At 49.8% G+C, this 11,224-nt stretch carries 12 protein-coding genes and 1 pseudogene; 9 read left to right on the top strand and 4 right to left on the bottom strand.

Going from position 1 to position 11,224, the window contains the following annotated elements:
• Positions 1-358: 358 nt before the first annotated feature.
• The 3 genes from GX016_05185 (at position 359) to GX016_05175 (ending at position 2,139) form a co-directional block, all read left to right on the top strand.
• Positions 359-1,105, top strand: a complete 747-nt coding sequence (locus tag GX016_05185) for an NAD-dependent deacylase (protein HHT70957.1) — start codon at positions 359-361, stop codon at positions 1,103-1,105.
• Between the two features lie 334 nt (positions 1,106-1,439).
• On the top strand, positions 1,440-1,790 hold the full coding sequence (locus GX016_05180; protein ID HHT70956.1) for a hypothetical protein: 351 nt from the start codon (positions 1,440-1,442) through the stop codon (positions 1,788-1,790).
• The gene (locus tag GX016_05175; protein ID HHT70955.1) at positions 1,768-2,139 is read left to right on the top strand and encodes a hypothetical protein; all 372 of its coding nucleotides are present in this window, start codon (positions 1,768-1,770) and stop codon (positions 2,137-2,139) included. Before GX016_05180 ends, GX016_05175 begins: the two co-directional genes overlap by 23 nt.
• Positions 2,140-2,378: 239 nt before the next feature.
• On the opposite strand, the gene GX016_05170 is transcribed toward GX016_05175, so the two are convergent.
• The 4 genes and pseudogenes from GX016_05170 to GX016_05155 form a co-directional block, all read right to left on the bottom strand.
• Entirely contained in the window at positions 2,379-3,311 is a 933-nt protein-coding gene (locus tag GX016_05170; protein ID HHT70954.1) for an endonuclease, read from the bottom strand.
• A gap of 354 nt (positions 3,312-3,665) precedes the next feature.
• Entirely contained in the window at positions 3,666-4,016 is a 351-nt protein-coding gene (locus tag GX016_05165) for a hypothetical protein (protein HHT70953.1), read from the bottom strand.
• A 146-nt stretch (positions 4,017-4,162) separates the two neighbouring features.
• Positions 4,163-4,276, bottom strand: a pseudogene (locus GX016_05160) (flagellin).
• Between the two features lie 363 nt (positions 4,277-4,639).
• On the bottom strand, positions 4,640-5,995 hold the full coding sequence (locus tag GX016_05155) for a flagellin (GenBank protein HHT70952.1): 1,356 nt from the start codon (positions 5,993-5,995) through the stop codon (positions 4,640-4,642).
• A 525-nt stretch (positions 5,996-6,520) separates the two neighbouring features.
• Between GX016_05155 and GX016_05150 the strand changes: the two genes are divergently transcribed.
• From GX016_05150 to GX016_05125, 6 genes are all read left to right on the top strand, one after another.
• Complete coding sequence (locus GX016_05150) at positions 6,521-6,898, top strand: flagellar protein FlaG (GenBank protein ID HHT70951.1); 378 nt, start codon at positions 6,521-6,523, stop codon at positions 6,896-6,898.
• 16 nt (positions 6,899-6,914) lie between these two features.
• Positions 6,915-8,363 (top strand): flagellar filament capping protein FliD, encoded by a 1,449-nt coding sequence (gene fliD, locus GX016_05145; GenBank protein ID HHT70950.1) that lies wholly within the window; start codon positions 6,915-6,917, stop codon positions 8,361-8,363.
• A gap of 233 nt (positions 8,364-8,596) precedes the next feature.
• Positions 8,597-9,013 carry a flagellar export chaperone FliS gene (gene fliS, locus GX016_05140; protein HHT70949.1) on the top strand — a complete coding sequence of 139 codons (417 nt, stop codon included), beginning with the start codon at positions 8,597-8,599 and terminating at the stop codon, positions 9,011-9,013.
• Positions 9,000-9,461 (top strand): DUF342 domain-containing protein, encoded by a 462-nt coding sequence (locus GX016_05135; GenBank protein HHT70948.1) that lies wholly within the window; start codon positions 9,000-9,002, stop codon positions 9,459-9,461. Before fliS ends, GX016_05135 begins: the two co-directional genes overlap by 14 nt.
• 360 nt (positions 9,462-9,821) lie before the next feature.
• On the top strand, positions 9,822-10,127 hold the full coding sequence (locus tag GX016_05130; protein ID HHT70947.1) for a zinc-binding protein: 306 nt from the start codon (positions 9,822-9,824) through the stop codon (positions 10,125-10,127).
• A gap of 454 nt (positions 10,128-10,581) precedes the next feature.
• The coding region (locus GX016_05125) for a transporter substrate-binding domain-containing protein (GenBank protein HHT70946.1) at positions 10,582-11,224 on the top strand (643 nt) is incomplete at its 3' end.

The following is an 11,224-nucleotide window of genomic DNA, read 5'->3' as shown; positions in this document are numbered from 1 at the left end:
GGCAAGCGGAACAAGAGCTGGGGTCCTTGCATTGCCGCGATCTCCGCGACCCAAACAACAGAGAAAAATGCGGGCCAGTAGTGCTAAAGGCGGCCCAGATACTCAGTGATTTACTTAGCGACCTCCTTTGAAGTTCACATTTAGGCAGGAAATTGCCACTAGTTCGCGAATAAAAACTTAGGATAGTGTTTACATAACCCAATCAAGCTGGCAGTGGTTTGTTCTCTTGACCACGAAGGAAAGATCCATTTGCCGGTTGGCACTTTGAAACACAGGAAAACGAGGGGACAAGTCCCCTCGTTTCAGCTCCTCCCCGTCTCAGCGAACAGAACAATTTTAGAAAGAAGGCGAATACATAATGAAGGCGTCTTACAGCGGCCAGGGCATAAAAGAAGGAATAGAAACCCTGGCCTTGTTCATGAAAGAAGCAACAAATACGGTAGTTCTAACAGGAGCAGGCATGGATACCGAAAGTAACATCCCGGATTTCAGGAGCAAAAGCGGCTGGTGGAGAAAGATGGATCCCAGCACAGTGGCCAGTGTGACAACGCTACAGCAAAACTATCCTTTGTTTCATGAGTTCTACTCCATGCGCATCAAGATGCTAGCAGGTGTTAAACCTCATAAAGGGCATCATGTTTTAGCCGACTTGGAACGGAAAGGACTAATAAAGAGCATTGCCACCCAAAACGTATCCGGCCTGCACCGTCAAGCCGGAAGCAAATCCGTGTACGAACTTCATGGGAACATCAAAACAATAAGATGTAACCAGTGTAATAGCTCCGCCGAACTTCAGGACTTCTTGGATAGAAGAAATTGCAGTGCCTGTGGACAAAACCTACTCCGACCCAACGTGGTCTTGTTTGGAGAATTCTTGCCGAAAGACGCCTGGGGTTCAGCAGAACGAGACATCAGACAAAGCGACCTTCTGGTTGTCATCGGCACCAGCTTAAAAGTCTCACCGGTAAATGAGCTTCCCATGTTAGCTCCAGGCAAAGTCGTGCTCATCAATAACGAAGACACAAGCTCCGCCTGCAAATTCGACCTCAAGATTATCGGCAAAGCCAAAGAGGTCCTGGAAGAACTGAGCCTTAGTTTAACATAAGTCTCCCAGTAGCTTCTTTTTGGAAGTACTGGCTTGTCAATCAGACAGATTGCGAGGGTAACAGGGATTAACAGGGGTGTTGTTTTAAGAGCATAGATGTGTCAATAATCTCGTCCCCATAACATCCCGTTAGCCTAAATGTGCCAACAATCCCGTTCACCTTACATCGGGCCCTCTTTAAGCTAGCTTTAACTTTTGTCTCACCGGGGTAAATTAGTCTGAAATGGTATTGCTTTGCATGCAATCGATACGGTAGAATATATGTAGATAATGCGTATAAAAGAACGCAGTAAAAGCATAATATGGAAGGGAGGATAATTCTGTGGGAGTGGATATGATCATGAAAAAGCCGCTTTTTTCCAGCGATCAAATTGTTAACGTTAGTGAGGTTCAGAGAAAATGGAAAAGTGTCGTCGAACCAAAGCTTAAGAATGAGCCTTTTATTATGATGTTTTCTGGTTCCCAGCCAAAGGCAACTATACTAAGCTATGATAATTTCGAGGAATTGTGGCAAAATGCTAACGAGGCGGCAGAATTACGGCTTAAGCTAGAGTTAGCGTATAGGATAATAGAACAAGAAGCAATCAAAAGCCCCTTATTGTCGCTAGAAGATGTGGTGTCTCAAGCGAATATAACACTCGAAGATTTGGAGGAGGCTCCTGATGTCGAAATCGATGCTGACTAGCTTCCTCCCGGACAACGTCAAGTTCTTTCCTTCAGCTGCAGATGATTTTCTTAGTCTGGATAAGAGTCGCCAAATAAAAGTAATTAAAGCGCTGTGGAAGCTGTCTAGGAATCCAACCAAGTTTGGGAAGGTTCTGGAAAACAGATTTAACCGGCCGCTTTCTGGATTCAGGAGCATCTATGTGGACAAGAAATCCATCCGTATCATATGGAAAGTTGCAGATTCCAACTTGATAGAAGTTGCCGTGGTTGCCGGGATCGCCGAGCGTGATGGACTGCTCGCGTACAAGCTAGTCTCATCCCGAAAAGAAGCTATAGAAGCTTTCATGTCGTCTTTGGAACATAAGTAAGGTTCCCGTTCTTAAAAGTACCCTATAACGAATGAACTACCCTGTAATTTTCAATTATACTACTGATTGCATTTCCCTGCAGCCTATATCGGCATCTTAAAGGCGATAAAATAATAGCAAGAGCTATCAAATGGATGGTAGCTCTGAACTCTTAGACTTTGTGTGTCAATACTCCCGTCCCCTGACACTTCTGTCTGGGTCTGGCACTTAGGCTTGATTTGTCGACAATCTTGCTTATGTTATACCTGGCCTTCAATTATTGCTAGAGTGATAAGTTCCGAACGAGTGAGGCCGGTGGCTTGGGCCATAATTAGCCTAGTCTTGATATTAGGCCGCAGGCGGGGCCCCAGCGGATAGCAGCCCGACGGTATTTCAGGTAGGGAAGTTAACCACTGATAACGACGTTTAGGGTCTAAAATATGTAACTGCCAAGTATGAGGCAGCCAATGGTCTAAGATTTGATTTACTTGTTTGGAAAAACCGTTTCCATGAACGGCGTTGTGGATATCCTGGTGAACATATATGGTTGTGCGGCTTACCCCTGGTAGTGGTAAGCTGTTTTGTTTCCATAAGTCCTGCCAGTGCTTCCATTGGTTGGCTGTATTCTTACGGGCCATAGAGGGGTGGAGATCAGGCTCGACAAGTGCTTGGAATTTCCGTGTTTCTAAGCGTGAAGAAATATCAATCCGGTTCTGCTTGTCTATGGTAGAAGCAACTCGAAACTTCTGGCTCAATAGGTTCTGCAAGAAGTTTCTTTCGAAAGGACTAAAGTTTTCTACAGAGAGTATAATGCGATCGATGCTTTTGAGACTGCCGTCATCTTGAAACCAGAGAGCTAAGCCAGCGGCATCAAGATGTTCTGCTACCAGTTCCTTCGGGATGATTTTTCGTTCTTTATACCAGTGCTTAAGCTGCACGGTTATTATAGCAGAAGAAAGGGATTGACAGTGGACACGTGAGTATATCTTTTTTGTACGGGGATCAAGATAACTGTATTCTTTTAGAGCCTTTTTACCAAAGGGGATATAAGGAGCAAAAAGCTTTAAGCAGTGACGGGCATAGCCTATATCATCACTGGTATGAATAAAAGCGAAGCGAGGCTGCCGCCCAGGATTTTGGTTTATGTAACCATCACCTAGCATTTTACCGGAAAAGAGTGAAAGAAAGGACACTACCAACACCACCCGAACAAATGTTCTCTCTACTAGAATTACATAACAGATGACGGATAGATGCTAGGCTTTTGCTGTATCAGGGTATGGACATTGGGCATGGGTATACCATCAGTGAATGACTTTTAGCTGAGTACCAGTTCTTTCAATTACGAGGTAGTGATTATACTGTCTTCCAGACAGCAAACAGGCAGGCACGGAGACCTTGCCCGTACACGCACAATGTGAGAAACGAGGGGAGATGTCCCCTCGTTTCGTGTGATAGGCGAATATGGTGTTAAGTTTACCGCAACACAAAAGAACCGTCCCCCTGTGTCATACAGTTAGCTGGTCTCTTTGTCATCCGGGATTATTTCATTCCGATACCAGTTCCCGGATTTTTTCAATTAGCGAGTAATAATCTGTTGCTTCGTTTCCAAACCGTTCGACCAATATCCTGTCATTTTGTTCCCCCGGTGAAAGCACTATGCTGATAAGATCTCCAACCGGAGTACCCCGCTTATACAATCGGACCTGCTCGTCTTGATATGAAGGCAGTTCAACAGGAACATGTCCAATTCCCATTCCTTCTAGCTGCCTACTAATCTGTTTACGGACATGGACGCCCAGTTTACCTGAACTGTTCAGCTCACGAAGTCGTTCCATTGTGACAGTTAGCAGGTTATCGGCTTGTTCCACCTCATGTTTGAGACTTTCCCAGGACATGATATCACCCCTAACCAATGATCTTAAAACTGGTTGCAAGCACAATAATAGACACACGAAGCAGGCTGGGATTTATTATATATTGACCAAAACCGAAAGGAAGCGACCCCAGGAATCTTCCAGGGCCGCTTGTATTACCGAAGCTATTATCTAAGTAGTTGTAGGACGGTTTGTGGCATCATGTTAGCTTGGGCCAGCATGGCGGTAGCTGCTTGCTGGAGGATGTTGTTCTTGGTGAACTCCATCATTTCTTTGGCCATCGTTGCCACTAGATGTTTCCATCTAGACTAGACTATATCTTCACCCTCATGTTCCCATGTTTTTACAGGTGACTGTCACCTGGAAGGAGATGGTGGGGTGTCGGGTGCTTCGGGCGTGGAGTTTCGCCCTACGGGCTTCATCACCGTGGCTCTAGGCGGCAGGTGGTATGCCCTAGTCGTTGAACCTTCCCCAACCTTTCGGTACAGGGGCTCGGCTGCTGATTGCCCAATCCTCCCGGCTTTTTGGCCGTTCGCGCTTGCTGTTTCCGGCTGCGCTGTAGGGCGGGAGGCTATAAGGGGTTTCCAGCAATTCACCCGATGATGCTCCTGGCTGTTACCAGCCAGGACGACTGTGCCTTAGCCTTAAGCGGCTTCGGCATAATCTACGTCGCGGATACGGGACTCGGCGGCCTGGAGGTTTTCGGAGGCGGTGGTGAGGTTGTTGATGGTATGGTCGAGGCGGTTTTGCATGGCACCGAGTTTTGAACGTTCTGCGGATACTGACTCAAGAGCATTGTTGATGACAGTAATTGCTTTATCGGCAGCACCTTGGGTAGACACGTTAATACCGGCCATGACCTTGGCATCAGTTACTATATTTCCTTGTGCATCTACGGTAGCCGCCGTTGACTCATCCAGCGACTGATTAATGGTAACCTGACCACTAGCTAAATCTTCAAAATCAAAAGTCACGTGGGCCGTTCTATTTGTCACACTATCGCCGACTACAACACTAGTCTGATTACCATACACAGTCACGCTACTGCCTAAAGGCTCGGCATCATTTTGAAGTTGAAGAGTGGCACTTCTTGGGGTGACATCAATCGTTGCAGCCTGGTCAGCTGCATTATCGGTGTCGGTGGCTACAGTTATCTCCACTCCATCACCAAGAGCAAATTTACCAGAGCCATCGTGAGCAATTGCGTTGCTCCAAGTATTTCCCTCATCAGTGGAGAACCGAATGGTATCAACTTCCCCACTGCCACCCTGAACACTAACTAGTTCAATAGTAAACCGTTTATTTTCGGTACCAGTGTAGCTGTCGTCAGCCACCATTTCGACCGCACCCGCAACAGTACCTTGCTCCACGGTCGATCCGGCATCAGTGACGGTGATATCGAGTTCTGCTCCAACTCCAAGGTTCTCCGTCACACTGTCAATACCGGTGATTCCGTTGCTAATTGATGCCACGGTAGTTTCAATTTTCGATGCCGCTACACCTAGACTATGCGCATCCATGGCCGCAATCTTTAAGCCTACGTTCTGCCCCTGGTTGGCACCAATGTGGAAAATGTTGTTCAAACCGCCGGCCATGAGATTCTGCGTGTTAAACTCGGTAGTATTGGAAATGCGAGTAATTTCGTGTGCTAGTTGGTCCATCTCCACCTGAATTTTGGCCCTATCGTCAGCGGTATTTGTATCAGTGGCGGCTTGTACCGCCAACTCCCTCATTCTCTGCAAAATGCTATGGGTTTCATTGAGTGCGCCTTCCGCCGTCTGAATGAGGGAAATCCCGTCTTGGGCGTTCTTGGCGGCCATGGTGAGTCCTTTGATCTGGCCGCGCATCTTCTCGCTGATGGCGAGGCCGGCAGCGTCGTCTCCGGCCCGGTTAATCCGGAGGCCAGAGGATAGTTTTTCCAGGGATCTAGAGCCGAACATGGTATTGACACTAAGCTGCCGATAGGTGTTCATGGCTGAGATATTGTGGTTGATAACCATGGTTCCTTTGTTCCTCCTTAAGGTAAGGTTTTCGTCTGCTTCCTTGCAGATGAATTGTGTGCGGCCTTTGGCCGCGGGGGCGTCCGTGCCCCGTACGAAAACCGGTGGCGTTTGTTCCAGGCATCACTCCTTTCGATGTTGCTGTTAACCAAGGGGACGGCTCAAGACCATAGTAAAATCAAAATCTGCGAAAGCTGTCATCCTAAGCGTTAGCGAAGGAACTTGGTGTTTCAAGTCTTTTGTGCCCTGGGACGGTTCTCCTTGGTTTGGTTTGTTTTGGTTTAGGACCTCTTATTTTAGTTATCGGCGAACGGGGGCAGAACTTTAGTCTTGGGCCAAGAAGCGTTTGCTTTTTACCGTGAGGGCTAAAGATTATTCCTGTTTTTTCCGATTAATAAGGTAAGATGTTTTTCGGGAGGGGGCGGAGCCACTCCCCTACGAGGCGGTGCAGTATTTTGTAGGGGTGATACTCTGTGGTCGCCCGAGTTCCCAAAAAGCGCATGACGGTGGAAGGAGGATAAGAGCTTGGCGATAGATGCAATTAGCCGACCGGGAGGTGTGAGCCTGGTAGGGATGGGGGATCCGGCTCAGGCGATGCCGACCGGGAAAGAGGCAGTGGCGGTAAATGCTAATAAAGGTGATGGTAATAGAAAACAGGATGATGTTACGGCAGCAGCAACGCTGGAAGATCTGGAGCAGGCTACGTTGGTACTAGAAGATACGGTGCAGGCTTTTAACCAGCGTCTGAGCTTTGTGCTCCATGAGGAGAGCGGGCGGATGCAAGTGCAGGTGATTGACAATAAGACACAGGAAGTGGTGAAGGAGCTGCCGCCCACGGAGATTTTGGAGGTGGTGGCGAGGATTCGGCAGATGGTGGGGTTGTTGCTGGATAAGAAGGTATGAGGTGGAGGTTTGAAATATGGCCGGTTCGATTAGTTTTGATGGGCTGGTTTCGGGGATTAATTCTTCGGAAATTGTAAGCCAACTCATGGCGCTGGAGCGACAGCGGAATATTGTGCCGCTGCAACGGCGGGAGGCGATGCTCACGGCGAAACAGGCGGCTTGGCGCGATGTGCGCTCGGGGCTGGCTGCTTTGCAAAGTAAGCTGACGGATTTGAAGCTGGTGGGTACTTATACGGGGATGAAGGCTAGCTCGGCCAATGAAGAAGTGGTGATGGCTACGGCGAAGGCGGGAGCAGGGACGGCTACATATACAATAAAGGTAGAGCAGCTGGCCACGGCCCAGCAAATGTGGTCCAAGCAGTTTGGTTCAGAGACTGAGCTGGGCGTGGGAAGTGGAACAATACAATTAAATGGTGTGGACATAGAGTATGGTGAAGAGGATAATCTAACCGGTCTGGCCCAGAAAATAAATGAGGCCATGAAAGATGCGAAAGATGTGGACAAAAACAGAAGAGTAAGTGCCATTGTAGTGGATGGGCGGTTGGTACTATCGGCCATGGAAACAGGCGAAAACTCGAACATTGAACTTGGTGGAGATATGGCTGGCCAGGCTCTATGGCAGGAGCTGGGGCTGGATGCTCCAGTGGAAGGGTATCCCGAAGTAAATGACAGCGCTTATGTGAAACAGGGCCAAGACACGGTGTTTTATGTGGACGGAGTAAAGATAGTACGTAGCAGTAACAAGGTAGACGATGCTATCTCTGGGGTGACGCTGGAGCTTACTGGGGTTAGCAAAAAGGTGGAAGGCGACGGCTGGGAAGGGTACGAAGGTACGAGGCTGACGGTAGGTCAGGACTTGGATAAAGCGGTTAAGGCGATTAAGGCCTTTGTGGATGAATACAACCGGGTGTGGCAGGCGAACCGGAACAAACAGTCCTGGGATAAGGATACCAAGCAGGGGGCAGTTCTTTTTGGTGACAGTGCTCTGAATGGTATTCAGTACCGGCTGCGGGGACTGGTAACCGGCCCGATTGACGGCGTCTCCGGTCCGTGGAGTACTTTAGCGCAGATAGGAATTAGCACGGGCAAAGTGGGCACCGGTGTTTCGGCCGATGGCACGCTCCATCTGGATGAAATTAAACTGAGGGAAGCCTTGCAGGAAGATCCGGAAGCGGTGGCGACACTTTTTACTGGTGACCAGGGTGTGGCCAGCCGTCTGGAAGGTTACTTTAAGGAGACTTTGACCAAGGATAAGACGGGGCTTCTTACGGCTAAGGACGAAGCTTTCGCCAGCCAGATAAGGGGTTTGCAGAAGCAGACGGAACGGATGGAGGAGCGGCTGGTGCGGCGGGAGGAGCAACTGAAACGGCAGTATGTGCAGTTGGAGAAGGTGTTGGCTCAGCTGCAGGCGCAAAGCAACTGGCTGGCGCTGCAGCTGGCCGGCTTTACCGGCAATAAGAACTAAGCCAGGGTGTTCCCTTGCTTTGATGGGGTCGATGGGTACGATGTTTGCCGTCCTTTCCTCACGCCACGGTGGCCTGTATCCGAAGGATGCGCCCGCCAGAGAAGTACCCGGCGGCCGGCGAGTGGCGGCTCAAGGGGACGGGCGGATACGGAGACGCGGTTCTTCCAGGGGGCCGTGTAAAGGTCATGATAGGGTGTTGTTTACTATGGATAAAGAAAGTTAGGAGAATGCTTATGTACGGAGCCAAGGCTTATGGCCAATATCAGAAGATGCAGGTGAGTACGGCCTCGCCGGGGCAGCTGGTTTTGATGCTGTATGATGCCGCCGGGCGGTGGGCCCGGGATGGGGCGGCTGCTTTTGAGGCCGAGGAGTTGGAGAAGGGGCACGGGCTGCTGATTAAGGCGCAGGAGGCGGTGGCAGAGCTGGCCAGTGGACTCAATATGGAGGCCGGCGGTGCTATCGCTGAGAATTTGGCTCAGCTATATGATTATATGTATCGCCGGTTGGTGGAGGCTAATGTGAAAAAGGACCCGGGAGCGGCGGAAGAAGTAGCCGGGCTGTTGTCGGGGTTGCGGGAAGCATGGTCCCAGGTGCTGCAGGAAGGAAACAGGCAGCTTAGAGCTGCCGGTGGGCTCAATGTCGGGGGCTAAGGATAGGCGGGCGGGGGAGTTTGGCCGGCTGGTTAAGACGACTAAGGCCCAAGGTTCTTTGCTGGAGGCTATGAGGGAGGTAACGCAAGGGGCACTGGAAGCGGTAAAGAAAAATGATACCGACCGGCTGGAGGAAGCTCTTTCGCAGCGTGAAAAGTTGATGCGGCAGGTGGAGGCCATACAAAAGCGGGAGAGGGAACTTAGGTCTAAAGCCGGGGAGCGGCTGCCGCCGGAGTTTAGGACTGAACTGGAGACGGCGGAAGACCATATTATTGCTGAGCTGAGAAGAACAATAGAGCTGAATATTGAGCTGGAGCAGGAGCTCCACGAGCTGAAACAGCGCTTGGACAGCGAGCGGGACCAGGTGAATAAACTGCGGCAGACGGCCGAAGGCTATCGGCCGAAAGAATTACCATCTGAGGGGCTTTTTGTCGATTGGAAGCGGTGAGGAATGATTCCAGGAGCTTAGCTCCAAAATCTACTCCGAACCGCTTGCTTTTTGTTTCCAGCGAGCATATAATAAGTCTACCATTGGCTTAGGTCTGTGGTTGAAAGTCGATGCCAGCCGCGGGCAAAACGATCCACGTAAGGTAGCTTAGTGGCTGCTGAGCATGGTGCGGTTTAGGGGTAAGCCCTGCCTAGGACGGAAGGTGGAAGGCCGTGGGTGGTGGCCGGAGACTGTTTGCCTAGAGAGAAGGAGTAGTAATGGGGTAAGACCCAGAGCGAGACTTCCGGCAGGCGAGTGTGGGGGCAAAGACCAGGTCAGCTAAGCGATGGCAAAACTTCAAAGAGTGAGGGATTTTTTCGTATGGCCTTCGAGGACAAAGTGCTAACATGTCGGGATTGCGGCCAGGAGTTTGTGTTTACCGCCGGTGAGCAGGAGTTTTATGCGGAGAAAGGTTTTACCAATGAGCCTTCGCGCTGCCGCGAATGCCGACAGGCACGGAAACAGGCCCAAGGCGCTAGATCTGGGAGAGCCCCGCGGGTAATGCACGATGCCATTTGCGCCAGCTGCGGCCAACCCACCCAAGTGCCGTTTAAGCCGCGCGAGGATCGGCCGGTGTACTGCCGGGAGTGCTATCAGGCCCAAAGACTGGCTGGCGGCGAGTTCTAACCGGGAAGATAGCCAGAGGACAGACGAGTCTGTCCTCTGTTTTTTTATGCAGACGGCCATGGGCCAGGCAGAGTTTTGAGTGGTGGGAGGATAGTCCCCTAATATCGACAAAGGGGCGGGACTTTTCGCTGAGCTTCGACAGCGCTGCTCAACCGTCCCCAAAATTGTCCACAGATAAAAAGCATCAATTATGAGTTGTCAACAGGTTTATCCACATTATCCACAGAAGGAGGCCGGTCCTAAGGAGTCAGAAGGGGTAACAAAGCTGGTAATGCTGGGAAAAAATTGACGGAAAGCAGTTGGTTTTTGTTGGAATCGGCTGGGGCGGAACCTAGGAGTATGTCGAACCGAATCTGAGTGGAAAAAGAAAGCCAGAAAAAGTGCTTGCAATATTATACCTTACTCTGTATAATAATGAGCATGAACAATAACTCATTGATTGGGGGTTCACACAGTGAAAAAACTACTAACGTGGTGCTTGGTGTTGGTTGTGGCTGTGGCTTTGGTACTTACAGGTTGTAGCCCCAAACCGGCCGAGCAGGGCAACGGAGCCGAGGCCGAGAAAAAGGTGCTGAAATGGGGAACTAACGCTGCTTTCCCGCCGTTTGAGAGCGTAAATGCTAAGGGAGAGGTGGAGGGCTTCGACAAGGACTTGGCTGACGTTATCGGTGAAGAGCTGGGCGTCGAAATGGAGGTAGTGGACACAGCATTTGAGACTTTATTTGCCGGTTTGGAAGCGAAGAAGTTCGACATGGTTATTGCCGGTATTACCATTAAGGCGGATCGAATGTTAAAAATGGACTTTTCCGATCCGTACTATGAAGCCGGTCAGGTTATTGTAGTTCGTACGGACTATGACGAAATTGACGATGAACAGGACTTTGCCGGAAAACGTATAGGTGTGCAAATAGCTACCACGGCCGATGATTTTGTTAGCGATATGAAAGACGGTAAGGAGGACTACGAAGGCAAAGCGATTGATATTAAGGAAATCAAACGTTATGATAATTATCCCCAGGCATTCTTAGATCTTCAGCATGGTAACATCGAAGCTGTAGTTGTGGATGAGCCGGTGGGTAAGGCCTACGTAAAAGAGC

This window comes from Bacillota bacterium (assembly GCA_012837285.1).
Lineage (GTDB): Bacteria > Bacillota > DTU030 > DUMP01 > DUMP01 > DUNI01.
The sequence above is the reverse complement of the archived record's forward strand: the minus strand, read 5'-3'. Positions and strand labels throughout refer to the sequence as shown.